This window comes from Carboxylicivirga marina (genome assembly GCF_016612505.1).
Lineage (GTDB): Bacteria > Bacteroidota > Bacteroidia > Bacteroidales > Marinilabiliaceae > Carboxylicivirga > Carboxylicivirga marina.
Window position 1 is genome coordinate 1 of sequence record NZ_JAENRR010000044.1, and the last position, 26310, is coordinate 26310.

The following is a 26310-nucleotide window of genomic DNA, read 5'->3' on the forward strand; positions in this document are numbered from 1 at the left end:
TTCGGCTGATTTTATCGCCTGAAAATACTAATACACATCTGTATGTCAAAGTTTTAATTTATAGAAGTCCCCTTAAGAGGTATACTGTTTTTTTTTATTATTATTTTCCTGGATAAAGTCTGGTGATTATTGTTCTGTAATGTGCTGGACAGACTGCTAATCAATGTTTTGGCTTTTACTTAACGATAATTGCTCACGCTCACCAAGTAGTTTGAAAGCATCGTAAACATTAACGATACCGCCACTTTTTGAGAGGGTTGAAAACTTAACTTTTTTCCGCTTTTCGCCTGACAGGCTCGGGATAAGCACCTTCTTAGGTTTTTTAACCTTGTAGGCGCTATCCATGATAATTGCGATTAATTCATCGGTTGATAACTCAGGGTAATATGATAGAATAAGTGCTGCAACTCCAGAGATAACAGGAGCGGCAATACTGGTTCCGCTTGTTTTCAGATAGGCATCACGCTCATCTAAGGAGATAACGTCAACACCAGGGGCAAAAATATCAACGTGATTTTCGCCGTAGTTAGAGAAGATGCCAGCGAGTTCTTCGTCCAGCTTCATTTGGGTAGCGCCCACATTTAACCAGTTGTAAGGTTCCGAATTATCAAGGTACTTGTCGCTCGGAAAGCGTTCGTTTACATCCAGGTTTTCGCCCTTATTGCCGGCGCCATGAACCAATAGAACACCTTTTTCTTCAGCATATTTAACAGCGATATCTACAAACTCTTTTTGAGGCGAAAGGTCCTTGCTAAAACTCATGTTAATAATATCAGCACCGTTATCAACGGCATACATGATGGCTAAGGCCACATCTTTATCTCGTTCATCACCTTTAGGTGTGGAGCGTAATACCATTATTTTCACATGGCTGGCAATGCCATCAATACCAATGCCGTTGTGGCGATTAGCAGCTATAACACCTGCCACCGATGTGCCGTGATAAGCTTCCGGACCAGCGACATCATTATTGCCATAATACTTGTCTTCTATATTTAGAGGGTCGTCGCCAACTAGCTCTCTTGGGTTGAAGTTCATGTTTAAATAATAATCCAAGTACACAGCATTATTTTCCAGCAAACGATTAATCATAGCATCGTTGACCCCTTGTGCGTATTTTTTCTCTAAAAAGCTCTTAGCCTTTAGCACCGCCTCATTATTTGATTTTACCTTTAATAAATCTTCATGCGACTGTACCTCAATGCTTGTGTGTTCCTTTATCAGAGAATTGGATTTATCCCACATGGCTTTAAACTGCGTATAGTCCTTTTTTTGAGCCAGTCGTTTTTTTAATTCGCGCTCATATAATTCTTTGGCCCTGGCATAATCCTTATGGTTGGCATCGTTAGACTTTACAATACGTGTATACTCCAGGTTCTCGTAATAAACGTTTTTGCCATCGGCATTGCCAATGAAATTCCATCCATTAATATCATCGATATAACCATTGGCATCATCGTCAATGCCATTGTCGGGTATCTCATCGGTGTTAATCCATATTTTTCCTTCTAGATCTTTGTGGTGAATATCAACACCACCATCAATAACAGCTACCACCACCGTCTTTTTCGGCGTGAGGCCACTGAGCAGATCGCTATAGGTTTTATCAATGCTGGAGCCAATTATATTATCGCTCGAATAGTCTTTGTTATACCAATTGATATAATGTGGTTCAAAGTCATCAATCGATTGTTTTTGAGCCAAACAATTTCCTGCTATCAGGAAAGAACAAAAGAGGCTTAGTACGTTTTTCATAAGGGTTGTTTGTTTTAATGCATGTTATTTTGTTGAAAGAGACGTAGCGAGACGCTACGCTGGGCAGCGGTATTAATTACTTCTCTCTATTTCACTTAATTCAAAGGTGATAGTGTTGTTTTGAGCTAAACTGTAGTTGGCGCTTACCGAGCCTTTAGAAGTACCATTTTCTGCTGAAGTAACTGTCCAGGTTTCTTTCCAAGGTTCGGCTGTATAGATTTCAAGATTATCATTAACCAGTTTGGCAGTAACCAATACGATTGTTTTCTGTGTTTCATTTTGTTGACTTCCATGCCACAGGCCATTTTCATCTTTGTCATAGAAATAAAACGTACCGTTACAGAACACTTCTTCATTAATGTAAGACGTAAATTGATAGGATTTATCCAATGGAATGCCCTCTTTTCGTGCTTCAAAAGTGATGGTGCTATTTTGTGCCAGACTATAACTGGCAGTTACCGTACCACTTGCTATTTCATTCTTTATTGAAGTAACTTTCCAGGTTTCGTTCCATGGTGCAGCCGTGTATACCTCCAGGGTGTCATTAAGCACTTGGGCAGTAACAATGGTTTCTTTTTGCGTGGTCTCATTTTTTTGAATACCATGCCAAACTCCCTTCTCATCAATTTTGTCAAATACAAATATTCCACGACAGAAGAATTTCCCGTTCACCTGAGAAGCAAATTGGTAATTTTGATTTAACTCAATGGCATTATAATTTGTTTGTACCTTGCATGTCAAAACAAGTAATAGAGCAGGAAGTATAAGAAGGACTTTTTTAAAGGATGAGGTGTTTTGTTTAACTGGTTTCATCATGTTTTTGTTTTAAAGTTATTGTTATCAGCTTATTTTGTTAGCGCTTTCTTTCGTTTTATCTTTCGATAGAAGTATATGATTAGCAGACCAATAATCCAGAATGGCCAAAACTTTGTTAGGAGAAGTAAAAAATCGATGAATCCAAACCACCCTTTGGATAACGATTGTTTGATCCTTTCAGAGAATTTATCTCTTTGGGCAGGGTTATATTTGAATTCCTTTTGTTTACGAATATTTAATCTAAGTGTACTGTAGTCCACCAAATCACCTAAGTATTTGAGTCGTCCTGTTGTACTTTCAATTTCTTCTTCTAACCGGCGTATCTTTTCTTCAATCGCTAAGATTTCTTTAATAGTTTGGGCTTTCTTTAATAAGTCCTGATACCTTTTTAGATAAGCACGTTTATTTTGAAGCCTTGTTTCCAAGTCAATAAACTGATCTGTTACATCTCGTGCATCAATCTCTTTGTAAAGTATCTCGCCTTTAGTTCTTTCAATAGCAGTAATAAAGCCTTCGAAAGTAGAAGATGGTATTCTAATTGTGAGGTTATAGGATGATTCCCAATCCGTATTATTTAGCTTTTCATTTGAGTAGTAGGCTTTATGGTTCTCAACAAGAGAATCAACTCTTGCTTTTGCTAATTTCAGGTCTGAAACCTTAACGCCAATTCTACCATCCTTAATGATTTTCTTTTTTATAATTTCTTTGGTTGTAATTGGAGGCGCTGGAGGGGGAGGAGGCGCTACAGATGCTTGTCTGGTTATTGGAGCAATTTCCTCTTCCATAAATGAGTCAGCACCGTTATAACCTTTCAATGATGGTTCTTGATGACACGATGTGATTATGACGGTTAGAATGATTAATTGAATTACTTTTTTCATGGTTTGGAATGATGTTTTGATGATTGTTATTTATTGCAGCTTTGACCAAAATGTCTCGTCATTGGTTAAGAAATACATATCCCGATGTTTCCATTCAAGTTTTTGATTTAGTGTATATTTATTTGGGTTGTAATTGCTTGGATATAGCTCTACATATGTTTTTCTTTTATTGGATGTCTCATATCCACTTTCACTATTTAATGGGGTGGAAAAACGATATAAATTCTTAGTCATGTACTTGTAAAGGTATTTATTTCCTCTTGCCAGTTTAGTATTTGATAGTATTCTTTATTCAACTGTATGCTTGTTTTAAGACGACGTAGCGTGACGCTACGTCGAACTATGGGCTTGTAGGCTGAAGCGTTTGTAGAATATTTCAAACGGCGTTTTCTCTTCATTAACTAAATCAAAAGGAATTTTAGCCAACTCAGCATCAAACCATATTTCCCGCACTTTTGACAATGAGATATTGCCTGACTTACTTAAATGAACATGAGGATAGTGAATGCCAAAGTTCTTATTGTTTCTAAAGCTTCCAATAAAATCATCGTTGGTAGTATCATTATCGATTTTACAGATAAAATCCTCCATTGCGATACGTTGATTCTGACAGAAAGCGATGACGGCCGATGGCTGTTTATATTTCATTGATTCATCATCTAACCACCAGACCAGGGAGATGAAATCAGAAAATGTACTATTCTTTACTTCTAATATATGCCAACTTTCGCGCTTTAATATAGAGAGAACTTCAATTTGAAGACTATTCTCTCCAGCAAAAATCTTATCCCAGTCCTCAGATATTTTCTCATACAAGGTATTGAGATCAACAACATCATTGTTATCTCTTTTATTAACTTTTATATACTCATCAACTGATAGACCTGAATCAATATAGTTATCAAGTTCTTCAAACGAAGCATCTGTACCATCTTGACCCAGAAAACGCTTTATCTTCCTTATAATATATTCTTCATCTGTATCCTTGATGAAGATATAAGTACGGTAATAGCTAAAGTTAATTGGTTTCCAATTGGAATCTTTATCTGGTTCTGGTTGAACCATATGGTGGTATGACTTTTTCTTAAAAGATCTGCTTAACTTGGCATAAAGCACATACAATAAAAAAAATACGCCATATACGCCTGCTACAGCCAAAATTCCTATTAATATATCTATTAGAGTCATGTGTATTTACCTTATTTACCGCGTGTTGTAAACCGTTTTATTCTTCTTTAATTCGTTTTTCAGTCTTAAAGTATTTGTAGGTTGATGCTAAAGACTCCCAATCACTAATTTCTTTCATAATTAAGCTGTCCGAATCTAGTTTTAGCAATTCATATTTTCTGTTTCCTAAAGTAAGTTCTTTAAGGCTTAACTGATATTGTGCGTCGTAGCTTTGCGGTCCTTGTTTAACTTTAATAGTCCCATCTTCTTTAAACATCAAAAGAACTTCAATTGGTTCATTATTTGAAATTCCAATCTGGATTTGGGGGTCTGCACGTTTTTCTTCTACTCTTTCCCAAGTGCCAGTTATCTGATTTTTCTCTTGATGGTCACAAGATGCAAAGGTTATTGCAGTAAAAATGGCAACTACGATTATTAGTCTTTTCATTTCAAGTATTGATTATATTTCTGTTTTACTACGTTATGCAGAATGCTTTAACTATTTCTACCCGCACATTTATGCCCTATATATCTCCGATAAGCATTGTCAATATGCCTATACAGACGTATATAAACATATATCGGCACCATTATGCAGATACATTTATTTTCCCTATTGATTTACCGCCCTGCTAACGCTCACATTATCCCCGGATGGGGGCGGCTTTTCCCGATTAGTGCTTACTAAAATAGCTTTTTTATGTTGGCTTCTATCATTTTGTTGATTAAATTCTTCAATTTGTTGGTCGGGAATTGTAAATGTTGGATGGGTAAATGGTAGGTATGAAATAGGTAGTGTCAAAAGATAGTTGCAGCTAAAATACTTTGAAACCAAAGCCAACACTAATACCGATTATTCAATGAAATAAGCCTTATCTTAAACTTCGTTTGGCCAAGTCTCTTCATTGATATATCGGCATTTACTCCCGTTTTAAACGGGACAAGCTATTGTAAATCCAAGTTTCGCTTAAGGCTCAACTTGAACAACAATTGGTATAAGTTGAATTTGAGAGTTGCAATGTGAAATATTTTTAAAATCCTTGATTTTACTATCCCGCAGAGGTTTTCAATAGTTCTCGTGCAATTTAATTAAGTCATCGTACAAAAAAAATTAAGACATCTTGCAAAAAAATAAAGCCATCGGATAGCCAGGGACACATTTCGTGCAATTAATTAAACTTTTCGTTTTATTTTTCTGACTTTGGGATTAAGTATTGGCAGCTCTCGGGCTAATATTTGCATTTTTCGTTCATTTAAATAATCTACTCGCGCCATTGTATTAGTGTATTGTGCAAAATAGTTGATTGTTCGTCAAGATTATCCGTTTCAATCAAATATTAGAAAGCTAAATGTAGTATAATCTTAAAATTTACGAGCCTATGTAAGTGATAGAAAATCAGATGTTATTATGGGACCGAAAAAACATACTTACGTTTTTTTATTTACAGATTCTAAAAATCAAAAATGGACGTTATCATTCATTGCACAAACAATATTTCAACCCTTCGGTTGGCTTTGCGACCCGCCTCTGTATCATTGTCGTCAATGGGCTGTGATTCGCCAAAGTATTGGATGGCTATTCGCTCATTTGATATATGATGTTGAACCATAAAGGTTTTTACCGCCTGTGCCCGCAGACGAGAGAGTTCCTGGTTGCTGTCAGAACTTCCAATATTGTCGGTATGACCGTGAATCTCAATTTTTAAACTACTTTGTTTATTCATGAGCTTCACTAGCCTAAGCATTTCACTCTTCGATATATCGAGTAAGTCGGCCTTGCCCGATTCAAAAAGTATATTATTAAGTGCGATGGTTGATGAGTGGTGAAGTGGCATCTAATCATGGCTGACCCATATGGGAACATTAGATATTCCTGTGGACAAAATTGAACTCTAACAGCTATCAATGGTATGGCATTCGTGGTTTTTTTGAAAAACTCTTCGGCATGCTTGCGATCATTCATTGGCATTGCTTTGTATCTGCTTCGGGTTCTCATTGTTACTTCTTCGTTTCTGTTTCGGGGCATCTTCGCACCTGCAGCGGTACAACTACGCTTCCAGCGAGGTTGAGCCGCAGCAGACTACTAGTTGGTACAACGTAACTACCAGTGAGAGTTGAAGGGAATGTCGGATTGGAGACCTATCAGGTCTGTGGGGGCAGGCGTGTGTATTACTTAAATAACGCAGAACCCCCATCGCCTTCGGCACTTGCCAATTTGTGTTTGTTTTTAATGGTATTAGCGAAACTTCGTTTTCCCCCGGTGGAAGATGATTGCAGCTGTGAATTTTTTCGTCATGTTAATCAATGCTCTCCCTGATGGTCAACGATCTGCTCTCTTCAGTTTAAGTGAACATTTGAACTGTTAAACAACTGCAAAAAGGGCAAATACTTATTGAAGATGGATTAGAAATAATGGTTTGTTATCCCTAAAGGTTGTTGGCCAAATAATTACACTTGAGAGTTTGAGATGAACACCGTAACTTGCCAGATCTATTTTTTAATATAAACCGTTGAGTTATGAGAAACAATTACACTTTTAAAAAAGGACTAAGTCCGTTAATGTGGCTTAGCTTATTATTCTTTGTACCATTACTCGTTCAAGGGCAGATGCATCATAAAGAGGCCTGGAAGCAAGTAACAGACGATGCACAATGGTCTCCAAGAGCCGGATTACAAATTGTTCACCTGAATAATAATCTTTATGTGCTGGGGGGGCGAACCCCTATTCAATCAGATATTCCGGGTGACAGTGAGATATGGGGGGATGTTTGGAAAAGCAATCTTAAAGGTAAAAAGTGGAAGAGAATACTTGAAACAAATGATCAGGATCATTGGCCGGCACGTGCCTATTTTAGTGCTTTTAGCAAAGGTAAATATATGTATGTTGTTGGTGGGCAAAACTTTAATCCATTCGGCCCCTCCACTTTCTTTAACGATGTGTGGCGTAGTAAAGACGGCGTCAAATGGAAGAAGATGACTAAAGATAATGATGATAATATTTGGGTAGGACGCGCCGGATTAAGTTGCTTTGTCTTCAACAATGAGATATATGTACTGGGTGGTTCTAAAAATGATGACAGTGCAGTAGTTGGTGGCCCTCCGAAGCGTATATATTTTAAAGATATTTGGAAGTCAAAAGACGGTAAACATTGGGAATTAGTGACAGATGATCCGGGTTGGGAGCCTCGTGCTGGTATGCGTACCGTTGTGAAGGGAAAATTCATTTATATGATGGGTGGAGAGCGTGGCTTTACCCCTGAGGAAAAAGGTGAAGATCCTCCATATTACAATGATGTATGGCAAAGTAGCGATGGCAAAAACTGGACAAAAATGATTGATCATGCGCCTTGGTCTGCACGTCCCGGATTTGAAGTATTACTTTATAACAAGCATTTTGTATTATTTGGAGGGTTTAACCTGGATCCAGAATTCAATGTCGATCCAGATTATACCAAAGGAGAACAATATTCTGCCAAACCCAATAATCCAATGGATATTTGGATGAGTCGTGATGGGAAAAAGTGGATTCAGCTTCCTGGTTCTCCCTGGAATGCTAAGGAGCCGATGGATGTTAAATATGATTTCCATGCGATTGTGGTACCTGAGTCAAAAAGAAACAGAAGCAAATCGATTATGACGGTTGGCGGAGACCGTGAAACCTTTGATTTCAGAGATCCATTCAATTACCTGAATGTAGACAATGATGTGTGGCGTTTTTACCCGAATACCAGTATTCGTCATCATGTTCATGATAAAGTACATGAGGTTGTGAAACTCTTTAAGCGTGCTTATCCAAATCCTTTTGTACATGATTGCACATTCGAATACCATTTGCCTGAAGATGGTCATTTAGCGATTCATATTTATGACGTTGCGGGTAACTTAATTCAGACCTTATGTGATAAACACCATGTCAAAGGCGAGTATAAGTTCGTTTGGAATGGTAGGGATATTAGTGGAAAAACAGCACGAAAAGGCATGTATTTTGTAAAAATGACCTATCAAAATAAAACCGATGCAAATATAGTTATTAAGAAATAAGGATAGTAGAAGTTAGTTTGATGACTGTTAGTCAGGTGGATGGGGTGTCAGTAAAGATGCCCCATCTATTTTTCTTACAGGGCATAGGTGGGGCTGTAGAAAATGCCCCCATCGCCTCCGGCACTTGCCAATTTGTGTTTGTTTTTAATGGTATTAGCGAAACTTCGTTTTCCCCCAGTGGAAGATTATTGCAGCTGTGAATTTTTTCGTCCTGTTAATCAATGCTCCACTTGGGGAGCTGTCCGCAGGACTGTGGGGCGGGAGTAATTAGCGCTTAAATAACATAGAACCTCCATTGGTACTGCACCATCCTGGCAAAGACAGGCCAACACACTTTCAAAACACTGTTTTGATAGAGGAATGAGCCTGACGATATTTACAAGGATTCTGACATCAGCAACGCAACTTGGGCCCCACTTGATGAAGCGTAGGAAATGAAAGATTTGGAGCATGTAAAGGGAATCTTTAAATTTTTCCCGTAGCAAGTCAATAGTGGGTAAGTGAGTGCTGTAGTCAGCGGGGTTTTTCGTTAGTATTTGTTCACAATAGTTTAATATTTAATGGAGTTCACGATTTCCACTTCGTTTCAATTGCCCTGCAGCAAAAAGTAACTCTGGTTTGGGCGAAACGCCAATTCTTACTTCCTTTTGCATTGCCCAAAAGGAACAATCCCGTTCATGATTTTTGTGGATTTTAAAACTAAAATCCTACAAAATCGATGTCGGGCCTAGTCTGGCAAAATGTCCCTCACGCTCAAACTAATTTCTATACATCTAATAAAAGTAAAGCCTTTTATCAAAGGCAAAAGCAAGCTCCTTTAAAGAAGTATCACGAAATTAGTTTTTCACCCCACCACTGGCTCTATTGCCAGACAGGCCACCGCGCTGTCAAAACGCTGTTTTGATTGGTGCATGAAAAGACGATAATTTCCAAGGGGTTCTGACATCAGCAACTTAGATGGGCACCTTTCAATCGAATTGAACGTAGAATAAAAAGCTGTTTGAGACCGATGACTATCGGTTGAGTTCTTTTAATTCAGTGAATAAGATTAGAAAGGTCATCGAGTGCTGTAGTCAGCGGACTTTTTGTATACTTTCTCGACTGTAGGAGAAAGTATAAGCCCTCGCGGCTAGAGCGAACGCCTTATCAGGCAGATTTTCTTTTACCATTGCTGTAAAAGAAACAAAAGATCTATCCGGAAAGAATGCCCTCCCGCTCTTATCTCTTCTCAATAATTCTAATGAAGTAAGATGTTTTTCAAACATAAAGGCAAGCCCCTTCATTGAATTATTAGTAGAAGAGACAATTCACTCCATATCTGGCCTCCACTTTCCGGCGGGCTATCGCGCCATCCAAAAAAACCGTTGAATTCCCTAGGGTTCTGACATAAGCAACGTAACTTGGGACCCACTTGATGAAGCGTAGGAGATGAAAGATTTGGAGCACGTAAAGGGAATCTTTAAATCTTTCCCGTAGCAAGTCAATAGTGGGTAAGTGAGTGCTGCAGTCAGCGGGGTTTTTCGTTAGTATTTGTTCACAATAGTTTAATATTTAATGGAGTTCACGATTTCCACTTCGTTTCAATTGCCCTGTAGCAAAAAGTAACTCAGGTTTGGGCGAAGCGCCAATTCTTACTTCCTTTTGCATTGCCAAAAGGAAATAAAGTCTAGTTCCATTGATGCTTCTTAATCTTTATCCTTTATAATATGAATATCCCTCTGTGGGAACGGAATCGATATACCTTCCTTATTCAATGCATCATACACCATTTGAGTGACTTCACTTCTGATTTCCAGAATATTTGGAAGGTTCGAAATCCAAAACAGCAGTTTAAAGTCCAATGAACTTTCACCCATGTTTATAAAGAGCACTGTTGGGGCAGGTATCTTAAGAATGTCTTCGTGTGATTTCAGTACCTCTTGAAGGATGTTACTCACTCTTTCAGCATCTGAGCCATAGGCAACACCAACAATAATTTCCAGGCGTCGAAGTTGGTCAGAGTGGGTCCAGTTAATCACTTCATTGGATATTAGCTGGCCATTTGGTACAATCACTTCTGCTCCGTCAAAGGTACGTACAATGCTCGAACGAATACCAATTGACTTGACTTTGCCGAGTAATTCGCCTACTTCAATGGTGTCGTTGATCTTTATGGGACGTTCAAAGAGTAAGATTAATCCGGATACGAGGTTGTTAAAGATATTTTGCAGACCAAAACCAATACCAACACCAAAGGCACCAATCAAAACAGCAAAATTCTGCATGGGAATACCAGCTGTATAAATGGCAAATGAGACACCAATGGTTATCAGGCTATACTTGGCTAACAAGGCGATGGTATGCGGCAGTCCCTGGCCCATTTTGGTGCGCGCCAAAAGGTCTTCCTCTAAGAGTGTTTTTATCACATTGGAAACAAAAATAGATAATGATAAGACGATAATGAGCATGATGATGTCTCCCAGCGAGAAACTCATGTTTTCACCAATTTCAAAGTTGTAAATGATCACCTCTTTGATGAATGAAACCACATTATCGCCCATATTAAAAGTTTCTAATATGGAATAAATGGCCAATAGCTGTGCCGTGAAGGTTAAGCCTTTTATAAGTTTGTTTTTAATGCTTTGGCCATAAAACTGAAAAACTTTGAGGTTGGATTTACTGAGTTTTTTGAATGCTATTTCGAGTAAGCCATTGGCAATTAATAAGGATACAAATAGCAGTGCAAGGGTATAAGTGTTGGTAAGAATAGAGCTGACAATTAACTCCATTAAAACCACAAAGCCCAAAAAGCCAAGTATTAAAACCAATGCCAATGTCATCAATGATATAGTGAGTGTTTTGCTTAGTATAGTGCCAAACACCTTCCTTTTAAAAGGGTAGCTATTAATAAAATTGCGTAAACGAAATACAACCATAAACTCCAATATCACTGCCATAAACAAGAAGACTTTGTATATCATGTGATTGGGCGGAAATAAATTGACAAATGATTGGGCTATAACCAACACAAACAATATTAGAATGGCAAAGAACAATTTGCGATCGAGCAAACGATGCAGGATAATGGCCAGAGGCACACATATAATGACGCGCATGGCATCTTTAAAGAGCAAAGGCTGGTTAGGGAATATTACAGCCGATAACCATATGATTAAAACAAAAGCAGTGCTTTTATAGGCCGATAGGATTCGAATAAATTGTTTTTCGAAATAACTGTCAGTTACCGTGTCGGTATGGCTATAGGCCGCTTTTTTAACTTGTCGGAAAGCCATCATACCAATGGCCATAATAATCAGTAGCAGAAAACCGCTCGTGCTGTTCGTAGAAAGGTAATCAGCCAGAAATCGAGATTCAATGATGATGCTTTTTTTCAATTCATGATATGCCGAACGATATTGGTAGCCATCAATCAGTTTACCATATACTATTTTACTTCGTGCAAATACATTATTCTCTTCATCATCAATCCTTATCTGAATCATTTCAAGCATGGTTGTTAGCTCAGATACATCGAATATGGCTTTATCCTGAAGGACCAGTAACTCGCTTCTATGATGTATTAACTTATTGAGTATGCTATCTTTAACAATGCTTACCCGTTGAATATTTACATTAACCACGCTATCAACTTCTTCATCACCTAAGCCCTTAGCTATTTCAATCCATTCGTTCTCAATATCCTTTACCTTTAAGGTTTTAGCCTCAATTTCTTCAAGGCTTTGCGACATGTTATTTTCAATGGATTGTGTTTGTTTAAGGCGTTGTTCCCAATAGGTCTTTTTATTGATGAGGTGCCGTAGATTAAATATTTTTAGATTAACCTGCTTTTCATTGATAAGCATGCTGTCAATAATATCCAGCTTTAGCAGGTTGCTCTGAATTAGCTGATTAAACTTTGCTTCGCTTAATATGGATTTATTAATTCTATTTAGCTCGGCTATTGAAGCGGCACTTTTGCTGGGTATTTCAATAACATCAACTTGTTGATGAACAATCGTATCAGTGGCTTCTTCTTGCTGTGTTTGAGCAATGCCTATATTGTAGCTAATAGCTAATGTCAAAAGTGCAATCAGTCGAAGTGGCTTCATAGGTTTTGGTTTGTTATAGCGTAATCAATACAGATTCTATAGAATTTTGTTAAACTGGCTGCGTATCATTTTCCATTCTTTGTCAGTCATGATATGCGTTAAGTCAAAATAGGTTTTCTTAAACTGTTCATTAAAATCAATCCTTATTTGAATGATCTCATTTCGGATATTAAGCATTTCTTCATCGCTCGAGTCGTATTTTATTAAATGATTGTTCAGTTCCTTTCTTTTGGCCACAAATGCATCCAGCGTATAGTTCAGGTGTTCTTCAAAACTCTTAATAATCAATTTAGCCGATGGATTCATTCCCTTTTTTAATATCATTTTTTCGACCTTATTATGCAATTTATTAAAACGTTTGTCAAGTTGTTTACGCTTTTTTACGAAAGATTTTTCATGTTTTTCAATGGTTTTATCAATGTCTTTCACTGATTCTTTCCACTGTTGGGGTGTAAACTCTGCCTTTAGTGTTTTTCGCCTCACGTTTGAAAGGCTGTCCAGTGTTTTAAAACCTGATATTCTTTTTGCAAAAAAAGCATCAAATTGCTCTTTCTTAAGGTCTTTCCTAAGTCTTTGTTTTTGAAAGCTTTTAACGCGCTTATGATGTTTTTTATAAAACTCTTTGGCTTCAGCTTCATAGCTGTCGAGCCCTTCTAAAACAATGGTCTTTGAAACGTTATCGAGGTTTCGCTTGGCATATTTCTCAATGGGAGGCATCATAAAGTCATCTTGTCCGCCGCCAAAGAATAAGGAAATTAAAAGTGCGATTATCATATTATCTGATTATCAGTGTAGATTATGCTTATTAAACTATTAAACAGGGGTATGTGTTCAGCTTATTTTTTTATTTTCAATCAATAGCGTCCTAAACGATTTTATTCAAGGCTCTAAACATCATGTTACGAACCGGCCTCAGCCGGTAAACAAAAAAACAAGTTTGATTTGACGGTTAAGAATCGTTTTCTGTGTGAGCGAAGCGAGTTTAAACGATTTCAGTCAAAGAACTGTAGTTTTATGAGTGAAGCAGGTGCAGCCTTGATGCTTTTTCCTTAGTTTTTGTCATCAAGAACAAAAATGAAAAGCCTGTCCGGCTGGAGGATAATGGTTGTTAATATCAGATTTTTGTTTACCCACTATAATCCATATAGAAAGACTATCTTTAAAGGTACTCAACAAATCAGTTATGCTCAATATCTATCAAAGTCTGCTCAAATTTATTAACGATGGTGATTCAGTTATTTTGGGAACCTTAGTAGTTAAGAAAGGCTCTGCGCCGCAAATACCTGGTTCATCTGCTATCTTTAATGCGAAAGGTTTGCTGACCGGAACTTTGGGTGGTGGGATTTTGGAGGCGGAAGCCGAAAGGTTGGTGACCGCACCATCTGCTGGCATAAACTTGTTTCGTACCATTAAATATAATGCGAAAATTGAAGATGATACTGGAGCCATATGCGGTGGTGAAGCGAGTTTTATTCTCGATTTTTCACCCCAAAAGCATAGTCATGTATTTGAACAAATGCACCAATCTTTATCGAATGGTTTATCTGGATACTTGATAACGTTTATTGAAAAGAATCATAACATTAAACGCTATTGGCTGCAAGAAAAGGATCCAATAAGTGATGAGCTAATCAAGTTTCGAAATGACATAGTCAATTGTAATAAACAGCAGGCTGTTGTGACTTACCAACTAGAAAATGGGTATTTAATGATTGAATTGTTACAAGCTGCTCCTCGTTTAATAATAATAGGTGGTGGGCATATCGGACAAGCTCTGTGTCATTATGGTCATATGTTAGGTTTTGAGGTGACTGTATTGGATAACAGACCAGAATATGTCAGGGCTGAAATGTTTAAGGAAGCCAAACAATTACTAATTGGGGATTTAACAGATAGTATGCAGGCATTGAAATTAAAGCCGGATGCTTATGTTGTCATCGTTACGCAGGGGCATAAAACCGATTATGCCGCATTGCTTGCCTGTCTTCAAGCTGATGTTGCCTATCTTGGAATGATCGGTAGTAAACGAAAGGTGAAGCTCATAAAAGAAGATTTATTGAAGAAAAAGTTTTCTACGCAATCGGAGCTTGATACTATATATTCGCCTATTGGCTTGGATATTGGCGCTAAAACGGTGCCCGAAATAGCCTTAAGTATCGCTGCAGAGCTGGTTCAGGTGCGTCGCTCTAAAAAAGTTAGGAATGATGTGGCGATGATCATCCTGGGAGCTGGTAAAAGCTCACGCATGAAACAAGTTAAAATGCTTCTGCCGTTTAATAACGAAACCATTATTGAATCAGTAGTTCAAACGGCCCTGAATTCAAAGGCATCACATACTATTGTGGTTACCGGTGCATATGAAAAGCAGATATCTCAACAGATTAAGCATTTGCCTGTAAAGGTGTGTTATAATGCTGATTTCGAGCAGGGGATGCTCTCTTCGGTGCAATGCGGCGTTAACAATGCCGATGCATTTGAAGCATTTATGGTATTACCAGGCGATCAGCCGCTGGTTAAGGCATCCACAATCGATCGCCTTATTGATGCTTGGCGCAGAAGTGATAAAGGCTTGGTTATTCCAACTTTCAATGGTAAAAAAGGGCATCCGGTATTAATCCATCATCGATATAAAGAACAAATCAATCACTTGGATTCTAACATCGGGCTACGGCAGCTTTTTCATGAACATACTGACGATATTCTTTATGTAGAGATTGATTCAGAAGAGGTATTGATGGATTTGGATAAGCCAGATGATTATAAGAAGGCCTTAAAATGGGATGCTAAATCTAAAAAATAACCAACAATCGGCTGTATGTAATTGGATTGTTAATTGCTTAATGGTTAACTTTATGTCATTGGTTTCATATCACTTAGTCGCTTATGATTTCCCGGATCAATTGTTTTATGTGCCTGATTGTGCTGCTTGTTTTGGCAAGCTTTGTATCGTATCAGCAATCATCAATCCCATTAGAGGAGCAGTTAGATGCCATCTTTGAATGTGATCGCTTTAAGGTGACCATTCCTCACCACGGCGGTTATGCAGCCAGCATTTTCGGCAAAGGTATTTTACGTCTTCAACGGCAGAAAAGCGATTCGACATACCTGGTTTGTTATAAAGATGCCATTGACAAACGTAAGTTAGAATTTACCATTGATGAAAAAGAGTATGGTAAGTTTAAAGACTTGTTTCTGAGGCTGATTGACATTCATAACCCTTCAAAGAAACTTTCGGGTAATTGCCTCACCATTGACCACAATTACATCTTGGAAGCAACAAAGCATACGTTGGTTATTAAGCCAGATAAAGGGCAGACTGAGTCAAATTGTTTGATTAATTGGATATATAATAAGGAACTAAATAATTAGCTATCTTACGTTATTAATTTACCAGATAAACTGAAAACCTTGCATTATGGAACAAATTTCATTCACGCTTAATAATAAAACCGTTAATGTGGATTCTGATCCCAATGATCTTTTATTATGGGTTTTGCGGACCAAGCTTGGACTAACAGGTACAAAATATGGATGTGGTATCGGTTTTTGCGGTTCATGCACCATTCTAGTTGATGGTGAAGCCATGCGTTCATGTGGGATGGCTGTTAGTGAAGTAGAAGGCAAGCAGGTTACCACTATTGAAGGTTTGGCAGTAGGCAACAAGCTTCACCCTGTACAAGAATCGTTTGTGATGCACGATGCGCAGCAATGTGGCTACTGTACACCCGGTATGATAATGAATGCTGTGGGCTTGCTCAATAATAACCCTAATCCGAGCCGAGAAGATATTATAGCCGGGATGAATGATAATCTGTGTAGATGTGGCTCGTATGGAAGAATTGCTGATGCAGTTGAATCAGCTGCTCAAAAAATGAATGGAGGGCATGAGTGATGAATGAAAAACAGATAAACAAACTCTATTTTGGTGATGTCGATCGTCCTGTACGAAGCATGGATCGCCGTAACTTTATAAAGAAGCTGGGTGGTGGTTTAATTATCGTCTTTTCTTTAAGTACCCAGGCTTTTAAGTCAAGGTCGGAAGATGATCATGATAAAAGAAGCGATGAGGAACTAGACCTCAATGCCTACCTGAGAATAAAGGAGGATGGCACCGTAGATTGCTATACAGGTAAAATTGAAATGGGACAGGGCATCATCACGTCACTGGCTCAGGTATTGTCAGAAGAACTGGAAGTGCCTATGAATACCATTAATATGGTGATGGGCGATACCGATTTGTGTCCATACGACGCGGGCACCTGGGGTTCGTTAACCACGCGCTTTTTCGATCCGCTTCTTAGAGCAGCTGCTGTAGAGGCCAAAGGCGAATTGCTTAAGATGGGTGCTGCTAAATTGAGGTGTCAAGAAAGTGAGTTGCTTAATAAAGGCGGATTTGTCATTTCGAAAACGAATTCTGCACAACGGGTTAGCTATGCTGAGTTAACAAAAGGGGAGAAGATTGTCAAAACCATCAGTTCACCACCCATTCTTAAAAAAGCCAAAGATTTTAAGACCATCGGTCAGCCAATCATTAGCACCGATGCCATAAAAAAAGTAAGCGGACAAGCAATTTATACCTCCGATATCCAATTGCCTGGAATGCTATACGCCTATATAAAAAGACCGCCGGCCCATGGAGCACAACTAAAATCAGTGGATATAACCAGGGCTAAAACTTTAAAAGGTATCACCATTATCAATGAAGATGGCCTGATTGCTGCCTTACATGAAGATCTGCTAATGGCAGAGGAGGCCATGGTGAAGATAAAAGCTGAATGGGATATACCAGCTGCTAAGGCTGATAGTGAAAGCATTTTTGACCATATATTGACAACCGCTACTAATAGCAGAACAACTGAAGAGAAAGGCGATTTGTCTATCGGCTTTGAACAGTCAGAACAAATTATAGAAGCAACATATTTAGATGGCTATAAAGCGCATGCATCCATCGAAACACATGCGGCAACAGCCCAGTTTGAGGGAGATAAACTCGTGATGTGGGCTTCCACGCAAACACCTTTTGGAACCAGGGAAGCTGTAGCGAATGCGTTGAATATGCCTATTGATAAGGTACACATAAAGCAGGTTTTCATAGGTGGTGGATTTGGCGGTAAAATATATAACCAACAAGCCATTGAATGTGCTAAATTGACAAAGATTAGTGGTAAGCCGGTTCAGGTAGCCTGGTCGCGCCGCGAAGAGTTTATGTACGACTGTTTTCGTCCTGCTGCGGTAATAAAGGTAAAAGCTGGTTTACAAGGTGGTGGTAAGTTAAAGGCCTGGAGTTTTGATGTTTATTGTGCAGGACCAAGAGGGACGCAGGATTTTTACAATGTGCCGAATGTGAAAACACAGATATTCAGAGGTAAAGAAGTTCATCCGTTCGCTACAGGAGCCTGGCGTGCACCTGGTAATAACACAACTACTTTTGCTCGTGAGTCACACATCGATGTTTTAGCGCACAGTATCGGGATGGATCCCATAGAGTTCAGATTACTTAATGCTGAAGATCTGAAAATTAAACGAACCATTAAACTGGCAACAGATACCTTTGGCTATAAAAAGGCCCAAACGGGAACTAATCGTGGTTGTGGTATGGCCATTGGTACCGATGCTGGTACTATTGTTGTGTTAATAGCTGAGGTAGAAGTGAATCCTGCAACAGGTGTTGTAACACCATTAAGAATGGTTTGTGCCCAGGATATGGGACAAGTCGTTAATCCGCATGGCGCAATTGTTCAGACCGAAGGTGGTTTAACCATGGGCTTAGGTTATGCATTATATGAAGATGTTGAATTTAACTGGGGCACTGTTGAAACTCAGAATTTTGATTCTTACGAGATAACAAAAATGGCGGTTACGCCACCAATAGAATGTGTGTTTGCTGATGATATGGATTCACCACCACAAGGAGGCGGAGAACCTGCCATTGTAACTGTTGGAGGAGCTATCGCAAATGCTGTTTTCCATGCCTGTGGAGCCCGGGTGAAGCAGATGCCTGTAACACCTCAGCGAATATTGGAGGCATTAAGGTAATTAATTATAAAAGGCTGTTAGCTATACGTTAACAGCCTTTGGTATTATTCTGAAAGAAACTATCGGACAGATCTAAGTAATCTAATTCCTGAGACAGCTCAAATTGCAAATTATATCCTTTGGGTATGGTGATATTGCCATCGCCACCTAAGAGTGAAACGGCACCCATTGTAGCTGCCCCTCTGCCAGCTCCTTTGCCACCATTGTAAACAGCTCCAACGCCTGCGCCAACTGCTACATTTCTAGCTGTTTTCCTTCCTTGACCTTCCGAAGCAGCAACAGTGATGGCCGAGCTGGAAATGTCAAGGTACTCATTGCCTTTCTGAATTTTAGTTATGACCAAATTAACATCAGCTTTTCCGGCAATTCGACCTGCCGTTGTTGTAGAAATAACTTGTCCCATAACTTTTGTACCTGCCGGAAGCCTGTATTAATTCAGGGACTGAAATGCTTCAGTCCCTGATATTTTTGTGTTTATGGTAAAGGCATACCTTCCACCCATGGACCATCATTGGCCAATAGAAGGTTCATAATTTGTACAAACTCAGTATCAAGCATTTTCTTAACACTGTCTTTAACTTCTGCCATTGCTTTCTGTGCATAAACGAGGTTTTGCTTCTGAGTGGCAGTTGGCCCGTAGGTATTATTGGCAACATTGGTTGATGCTGCTTGTATTCGGCTATTGATAGATGGCTTAGTTTTTTCACCAACCAGGTTTTTACTGGCATTTCCATTCAATTTTTCATCGATTTCAAATAGCTGTTGCTTTAAAGCATGTAGCCTGCTTTCTAGTTCACCACTTTCCAACTTTGAGTTTTGGGCCGATAACTCGAAGGCTTGAATTTGTTTGAAAGCCTTATTAACACTGCTGTTGATAGCCGATATCTCTTTTTGAGTATTTTGAAGATCTGTAATATAGGCGTTAATCTCACTTTCAGGCAGGGCTTCAAGGTAGCCTTTATAAAGTGGTGCCACTTCAAAACTAATATCGGATGATAAGGGACTAATTATACCATTCTCTTCTTTTGAAAGCGTGGCCAAATAAGTGCCTGATGGCGCCAGATAACCGCTTCGGCTATTATTTGCTTTTTGCCCTGGAGCAATGGTTCTCATTGGTGCGTAACGTAAATCCCAGGCCACCCTGTGAAAACCTTTCCCAAGGGGAGCACGTAATCGTCTGATGACATCTCCACTTTCGTCTTTAATCGTTAGCCAAATCTTAATGCTATCTTGTCTTCGCTCTGCTTCCAGTTGTTCCCAACCAGGAAAGGCTACTGCATCGCCTTTCTTAAGGGCTTTCTTCTCTTCTTTTTGTCGCAGTTCACTTAGTAGTTTGTCATCATCCTTTAGATAATAGGTGAAAACGGCACCAAAATCAGGATTAGGTGATGAAAAGAACCCAGCACCTTGCGAACCTTTACCTCTCATTGTCATGCCCGGGCGCGGAATATACTTTAATGCTTTACGAGTGGAGAAGAGAATGGCATTTTCATTTAGTCGTTCTTCAGAAATATCCCTTAGAGCTGAGTAATCATCCAAAACAAAGAATCCACGTCCAAATGAGGCGGCCACCAAGTCATTTTCACGCCGCTGAATGGCTAAATCTCTGAAAGAAATTGTTGGTACATTTCCTTTTAGCTTAATCCAATTGTCTCCGCCATTAATTGTAAAGTAAAGACCAAATTCGGTTCCAATAAAACATAAGTTTGAATTGATGTGATCTTGTACAAATCTCCAAACCAATGTTTTGTCAGGTAAATCTCCACTAATGGATTTCCATGATTTTCCCTTATCAGTACTTTTCAAAATGTAGGGATTAAAATCACCAAACTTGTGATTGTCCAGTGAGATATAAACCGTATTGGCATCAAATAAATCTGCTTTGATATCATTCACGAAGGCTGTTTCTGGTACGCCAGGCAGTTTGTCAACTGTTATCGTTCGCCAGTTTTCACCACCATCGTCCGTCATACTTATCTGCCCATCGTCGGTACCCGCATATATTAGGCCCTCCTGCAAAGGAGACTCAGCCAGTGATGTAATGGTATTATAGGTCGACATGGCATAAAAATCCCAGGCATTATCCCAACTTTGGGTACTGCCCATAATTGGCAAACTCATTCGTTCCTCATTTTTGGTCAAATCACCAGAAATAGCCGTCCAGCTATCGCCACGATTATCAGAACGCCAAACACGTTGAGAGGCAAAATACAAGCGTGTTGATTGATGAGGACTCACGAGGATAGGAGCATCCCAGTTATAGCGCTCAAAAGGATCGCCTTCGAGCGGTTGAGGTTGTATGTGAACTATCTCACCGTTTGTTTTATCAACGCGTACTAGGTTTCCTTCCTGCCATTCGTTATAAATGATGTTGGGATTACCAGGTTCAGTAGCTGGTTGATGGCCATCGGCAAACAGGGTTAAATACCAGTCGGCATTTGTAATACCATTGGCTTTATCGGTGCGTGACGGACCGCCTTGCGTATTGTTGTCTTGTGTACCACCATAGATGTGATAAAAAGGTTCAGCATCGTCCACAGCTACTTTGTAAAACTGTGTAACCGGTAGGTTTGAAACGTATTTCCAGTTACGTGTGGCATCAAAGGTTTCATATAAGCCACCATCTGTTCCAACCAATAAATAATTTGGGTCGTTCTTTTTAAAGGCTATTGAGTGATTATCCGAATGCTTGTGTTCTTCGGCCATGCGCTTAAATGTTTTTCCTCCGTCTGTAGATATCTGCATTCTCACATCCACCAGATAAAGCTTGTCGAATTGATGAGGGCATGCATACAACTCCTGGTAATAGTGCGGGCCAGTAGCACCAGATACAGCATTGGACATTTTCGACCACGATGCACCTTTGTTGGATGAGCGAAATAATCCACCTTTACGATGGTTCAATTCAATGGCTGCATACACCACGTCAGGCTGTTGTGGCGATATAGCTAATCCTATTTTCGCCAAATTGCCAGTAGGAAGACCTTTTGAGAGCTTTTGCCAATTGTCTCCACCATCATCGGAGCGATAGATAGCGGTTCCGGGGCCACCACCCATATAAGCTGCCACATTTCGGTGGCGCTGCCAGGTTGCAGCATACAAAACATTAGGATTTCTTGGGTCAATTAACAAATCAGTGGCTCCAACCCACTCATTATCACCCAAAGTTTGTTTCCAGTTTAGGCCACCGTCGGTAGATTTGTAGATGCCGCGTTCACCACCCTTATTCCATAATGGACCTTGTGCAGCAACCCAAATAGTATTTGAATTTTCAGGATGTACAATGATCTTAGAAATGTGCTGTGACTCTTTGAGTCCCATATTTTTCCATGTGGCACCATCATCTTCACTTTTGTAAATACCATCACCAAAGCTAACATGGCGACCGCCCACATTTTCTCCGGTTCCAAGCCATATCACATGGGGGTTATTCGAATCAATAGTGATGCATCCGGTTGAATAGACATTTTGATTATCAAAAATAGGTTGCCAGGTGGTACCTGCATTTACCGTTTTCCAAACACCGCCAGAGCCAACGGCTACGTACCAGGTATTTTCATTACACGGGTGGATAGCCACATCGGCTATACGCCCAGACATTAGAGCAGGTCCAATGTTACGCAGTTTTAATCCGGCAAAAGTGGTGTCGTTTAATAATGATTGTGCTGTTATCGAAATAGAGGTGTACAGCAGCATCAATAAAAGGATGGATCCTTTTGTTTTGATTCTTTTCATGGTTTGTGTATTGGTGATAATGTAATTTAAATATACATGAAATATATTTAAATATAGAGGGGTGAGTTGGTAATGATGTGTTTTTATAGTGTCGACTGTGTGTTTAAGTGGGGTATGTTCTTGAATAAATGCAATATAATTACTTGATAATGGCTATTTGTGTGATTAACTTAAATAGGTTAAAAATCAGCATTAATATAAATGAAAACGCCCCACATTCGATTTGAAGTGGGGCGTTTAATGTCATATTCAATATGTTTATGGCAGATCTAAATCCACGTTATTTCTATAATCACCAATTAAATGCTCTGAGAAATGATACCAAATCATCTTTTCAAAATAAGGTGAGTACTGGGAGAAACCGTGTCGCACATTAGGAATAATCATAAAGTCAAATCGTTTGCGTGCATCCATTAATGCTTTTACCACGCGCATGGTATTAGCGGGGTGAACATTGTTATCAATCTCACCATGTACCAACATTAAGTGTCCTTTCAGGTTTTTAGCAATTGAAGGATTGGTAGGTATTTTGCTTTTAAAGCTAATTTCATAATCATCTTCTGGTGCCTCCACCTTTGTTGAATCTTTAACTTCCTCTTTTTTCTTAATCTTTTTCTTCACCTCTTTAACACCATGATGTGTTTCACCCCACCATTTGTTATAGATGTTGTTGTCATGGTTTCCTGCTGATGAAACAGCTGCTTTGTAAAAGTCAGGGTAGGCAAACATGGCCGCTGTTGACATAAAGCCACCACCACTATGGCCGAAAATACCCACTTTATTGATGTCGATAAAATCATAGCGATTGGCCAATTGTTGCAGGGCAAACATATCATCTTTCAAAGCATAATCGCGCAGATTGTCATAACCATAAGTGTGGTAATATTTATGACGCTTTGGGCTTCCGCCACGGTGACCAACTGAAACAACTACAAAACCGAGTTGTGCCAGTGCAGTATTGTATCGGGCAGTGACAGTAAAGTCGCGCACAACAGCCTCTGTTTGTGGGCCAGGATACACATACGATATAACCGGGTATTTCTTTGTTGAATCAAAATCAAATGGTTTCCAGATTACTCCATGCAAGTCAGTAACTCCATCATCTGCTTTTACTTTGAATTTTTCAGGGAAACTCCATCCTAATTCTTTTACACGCGATAAGTCCATGGTCTCCAACTCCATGATTACGGTACCACTTTTATCGCGTACCACTGCTTTTGGTGCCTGATCAACTCGCGAATAGTTATTCACAAAGTAGTTGGCATGTTTATCTGTTTTTGGCATGCTAAAACGATGGTTGGCTTCTTCAGGTGTTATAATGCGCGTTTCACTACCGTCAAAGTTGGTGCTGTAGAATATATCGTAATAAGGGTCAAAACTTTTTTCTTTTCCATACGCGGGATAATATAAGGTGTTGGATGCTGTATCGATACGGGCTACCTGACCAACTACATAATTGCCTTTAGTAATCTGATTTTTAAGCTGACCATCAGTATCGTAGCGGTAAAGTTGTCCCCAGCCAGTTCGTTCAGACCACCAGATGAATTCCTCACCTTCGTTAATGATATGTAGCTGATTCATCTGATCGTTAAAGTAAGGTTTTGATTTCTCACTAAATAACGGTTTTACATCTCCGTTATTCGTATTGACTTTCACTACTTCTAACTCATCGCAGGTGCGTTTTTTACGAATAACAAATAAGTTATCTGAGGTCTTTCTGGGACGATAGGTTCTGATGCTTTGATCTTTCCATTTATCAAGGTTTGGCTTGACCCATTCCTTTGAAGCAAGATCGTATATTTCAAGGTGTGAGACGCCGATATGCTCATCGCCGGGCATGGCATATTTATAGGTTTCAACAGTTGGACGTGGATTAGCGGCTGAGTTAATAACTGCCATCTCTTTCACTTTTCGCATATCGTATCGAAGTGTATAAAACTTCTTTTCGTCTTTAAACCAGTAAACTCTTGTTTTAAGTCGCTTGTCAGAAGCTGTATCGCCACCCTTGCTTTGATAGCTAAACCAGCGTTCGCCCTCAGTTGTTAATTGAATTTCTGTACTATCTGTATCATCAGCACGTAGCATGTACAAGTTGTGTTGACGAGCAAATACAATATATGTACTATCTGGAGAGTAGCTTTTCCAGGTATCTTTCTTTTCCTTTTTGACAGTATCAATCTTACTGACCCATTTTGTCTCAGTATTGTATTTGAATTTTAAGTCATCCATTTCAAAAGTGAAACTGGATTGGCTGTTTTTTTCAAATTCAATCTTTTTTATTGGCAGGTCGTTAACATTATAGGGTTTGTGAGTAATGGCTGTTACCTTCGAGGCCAGGTCATTATTATCAAACAGAGGCTTCTTTGTTCGTTTATCAGGGTCAACGAACCAAAAGTTATTACCGTCAGCTGTTTTGTAGCTGTACCAGAACAAGTGACTGTTTTCAATCCAGTTTGGGTTTACACGACTCGAGCCTAAATATTTCTTGACATTGTTTTGGGTAAACTTATTGGCCTGCTCAAAGTTGGCCTTCTGTGCAAATGGTGAAAAATTGGCTAAAGCAATAAAACACCACAGTAAGAGTAAGTATTTCTTCATGGAAATATGATTAATGTGTGAAATACGAAAATAAACAATCTTTTGATATTTGTTATATGATATTTATCTCGTTAACTAGTGCTTAACACGAATTGCTGATGTAGCTTGAATTATTAGAATTATTTAATTTGTTAAGCAATGTCTTTATAAGGCGCTTTTCACGATAAATAAGGTAATCCTTCATTAAAAAAACAATGACTGAAGCATTACATAATGCTTGCAATAGTGACGATAAGGTCTTATTTTACAAAGCCCAATGAGCATGGTTATGCTTGATGTTGAAAAAGGGTAATTATAAAAAGAAAGATATAAAATGAAACTTCCTATATATCAGATTGACGCTTTTACTGACGAGATTTTTGGTGGTAACCCGGCTTGTGTAGTGCCTTTGCAAGATTGGTTACCCGATGAGTTGCTCTTAAAAATTGCAAAGGAGAACGCGGTGGCCGAAACGGCTTTTTTTGTAATGGGTAAGAGTAGTATACACCTTCGTTGGTTTACACCTGATTTGGAAATGGATTTATGTGGACATGCTACACTTGCTACCGCTTATGTGCTTAAAGTACATTTAGATTATGAACCTGAAGTGATTGTATTTGATACATTAAGCGGAGAGTTAAAAGTTGAGTGCCATGCTGATATGCTTACTTTGGATTTTCCTACTCGTGAGCCTGTTAGAGCCGAACTGCCACAGGCAATAAAAGAAGCCATTAGTACTCAGCCCGATGCAGTTCTGGTAGCCCGAGATTATGTATTGGTATATCCATCGCAAAGTATGGTTGAGAATATTCAAATTGACCGTCACAAATTTGATGAAATCGATTTAGGAACGGGTGGCGTTATCGTGACTTCCAAAGGCACACAATGCGATTTTGTATCACGATTTTTTACTCCTCAAGCTACTATCTTAGAAGATCCTGTGACCGGATCAGCGCATTGTTCATTAATTCCTTATTGGAGCAAGAAGCTTAATAAACAAGACCTGGTGGCCATGCAGTTATCAGATCGAAAAGGAACCCTGTATTGCCACAACAATGGAAAACGCGTGCAAATAAGCGGAAAGGCCCGTACTTTTATGGTAGGTCATATTTGGGTGGATTAATAAGCACCTATTGTCAATACGTATTGAGTATGTGTGATGCCGAAATAATTTGATTAATATTTGGATTCTTCATACGCATGGGTTACTTTCG

Annotated in this window: 18 protein-coding genes; 6 read left to right on the top strand and 12 right to left on the bottom strand. The window is 39.1% G+C overall.

The window, feature by feature from the left end:
• Positions 1-156: 156 nt before the first annotated feature.
• From JIV24_RS16040 to JIV24_RS16070, 7 genes are all read right to left on the bottom strand, one after another.
• Positions 157-1755 carry a S8 family serine peptidase gene (locus JIV24_RS16040; RefSeq protein ID WP_200466080.1) on the bottom strand — a complete coding sequence of 533 codons (1599 nt, stop codon included), beginning with the start codon at positions 1753-1755 and terminating at the stop codon, positions 157-159.
• A gap of 72 nt (positions 1756-1827) precedes the next feature.
• Positions 1828-2568 (bottom strand): hypothetical protein, encoded by a 741-nt coding sequence (locus tag JIV24_RS16045; RefSeq protein WP_234445855.1) that lies wholly within the window; start codon positions 2566-2568, stop codon positions 1828-1830.
• A 32-nt stretch (positions 2569-2600) separates the two neighbouring features.
• A complete protein-coding gene (locus tag JIV24_RS16050; protein ID WP_200466082.1) occupies positions 2601-3452 on the bottom strand; it encodes a DUF4349 domain-containing protein in 852 nt (283 codons plus the stop codon).
• Between the two features lie 30 nt (positions 3453-3482).
• Positions 3483-3686, bottom strand: a complete 204-nt coding sequence (locus JIV24_RS16055) for a hypothetical protein (protein WP_200466083.1) — start codon at positions 3684-3686, stop codon at positions 3483-3485.
• Positions 3687-3782: 96 nt separating this feature from the next.
• The gene (locus JIV24_RS16060; RefSeq protein WP_200466084.1) at positions 3783-4640 is read right to left on the bottom strand and encodes a hypothetical protein; all 858 of its coding nucleotides are present in this window, start codon (positions 4638-4640) and stop codon (positions 3783-3785) included.
• Between the two features lie 37 nt (positions 4641-4677).
• Positions 4678-5067, bottom strand: a complete 390-nt coding sequence (locus tag JIV24_RS16065) for a hypothetical protein (RefSeq protein WP_200466085.1) — start codon at positions 5065-5067, stop codon at positions 4678-4680.
• A 1030-nt stretch (positions 5068-6097) separates the two neighbouring features.
• Positions 6098-6454 carry an OmpA family protein gene (locus JIV24_RS16070; RefSeq protein ID WP_200466086.1) on the bottom strand — a complete coding sequence of 119 codons (357 nt, stop codon included), beginning with the start codon at positions 6452-6454 and terminating at the stop codon, positions 6098-6100.
• Between the two features lie 682 nt (positions 6455-7136).
• On the opposite strand from JIV24_RS16070, the gene JIV24_RS16075 reads away from it, so the two are divergent.
• Entirely contained in the window at positions 7137-8660 is a 1524-nt protein-coding gene (locus JIV24_RS16075) for a Kelch repeat-containing protein (protein WP_200466087.1), read from the top strand.
• A 1685-nt stretch (positions 8661-10345) separates the two neighbouring features.
• On the opposite strand, the gene JIV24_RS16080 is transcribed toward JIV24_RS16075, so the two are convergent.
• Together JIV24_RS16080 and JIV24_RS16085 are read right to left on the bottom strand one after the other, a co-directional pair.
• Positions 10346-12748, bottom strand: a complete 2403-nt coding sequence (locus tag JIV24_RS16080; protein ID WP_200466088.1) for a mechanosensitive ion channel family protein — start codon at positions 12746-12748, stop codon at positions 10346-10348.
• Positions 12749-12784: 36 nt separating this feature from the next.
• Positions 12785-13522 carry a hypothetical protein gene (locus JIV24_RS16085; RefSeq protein ID WP_200466089.1) on the bottom strand — a complete coding sequence of 246 codons (738 nt, stop codon included), beginning with the start codon at positions 13520-13522 and terminating at the stop codon, positions 12785-12787.
• 409 nt (positions 13523-13931) lie between these two features.
• Here JIV24_RS16085 and JIV24_RS16090 point away from each other — a divergent pair, with 409 nt between their 5' ends.
• From JIV24_RS16090 to JIV24_RS16105, 4 genes are all read left to right on the top strand, one after another.
• Positions 13932-15548: an XdhC family protein gene (locus tag JIV24_RS16090; protein ID WP_200466090.1), complete on the top strand. Its 1617-nt coding sequence runs from the start codon at positions 13932-13934 to the stop codon at positions 15546-15548.
• A gap of 83 nt (positions 15549-15631) precedes the next feature.
• Positions 15632-16117, top strand: coding sequence for a hypothetical protein (locus JIV24_RS16095; RefSeq protein WP_200466091.1), 486 nt, complete (start codon positions 15632-15634; stop codon positions 16115-16117).
• Between the two features lie 46 nt (positions 16118-16163).
• Positions 16164-16640, top strand: coding sequence for a (2Fe-2S)-binding protein (locus JIV24_RS16100; protein WP_200466092.1), 477 nt, complete (start codon positions 16164-16166; stop codon positions 16638-16640).
• Positions 16640-18784, top strand: a complete 2145-nt coding sequence (locus JIV24_RS16105) for a xanthine dehydrogenase family protein molybdopterin-binding subunit (protein ID WP_200466093.1) — start codon at positions 16640-16642, stop codon at positions 18782-18784. Before JIV24_RS16100 ends, JIV24_RS16105 begins: the two co-directional genes overlap by 1 nt.
• 28 nt (positions 18785-18812) lie before the next feature.
• Here JIV24_RS16105 and JIV24_RS16110 read toward each other — a convergent pair whose 3' ends face one another.
• The 3 genes from JIV24_RS16110 to JIV24_RS16120 form a co-directional block, all read right to left on the bottom strand.
• Complete coding sequence (locus JIV24_RS16110) at positions 18813-19187, bottom strand: hypothetical protein (protein WP_200466094.1); 375 nt, start codon at positions 19185-19187, stop codon at positions 18813-18815.
• A gap of 71 nt (positions 19188-19258) precedes the next feature.
• On the bottom strand, positions 19259-22519 hold the full coding sequence (locus JIV24_RS16115) for a VPS10 domain-containing protein (RefSeq protein WP_200466095.1): 3261 nt from the start codon (positions 22517-22519) through the stop codon (positions 19259-19261).
• A 258-nt stretch (positions 22520-22777) separates the two neighbouring features.
• Positions 22778-25117 carry a S9 family peptidase gene (locus JIV24_RS16120; RefSeq protein ID WP_200466096.1) on the bottom strand — a complete coding sequence of 780 codons (2340 nt, stop codon included), beginning with the start codon at positions 25115-25117 and terminating at the stop codon, positions 22778-22780.
• A gap of 313 nt (positions 25118-25430) precedes the next feature.
• Between JIV24_RS16120 and JIV24_RS16125 the strand changes: the two genes are divergently transcribed.
• Positions 25431-26219: a PhzF family phenazine biosynthesis protein gene (locus tag JIV24_RS16125; RefSeq protein WP_200466097.1), complete on the top strand. Its 789-nt coding sequence runs from the start codon at positions 25431-25433 to the stop codon at positions 26217-26219.
• The last annotated feature ends 91 nt before the right edge of the window (positions 26220-26310 follow it).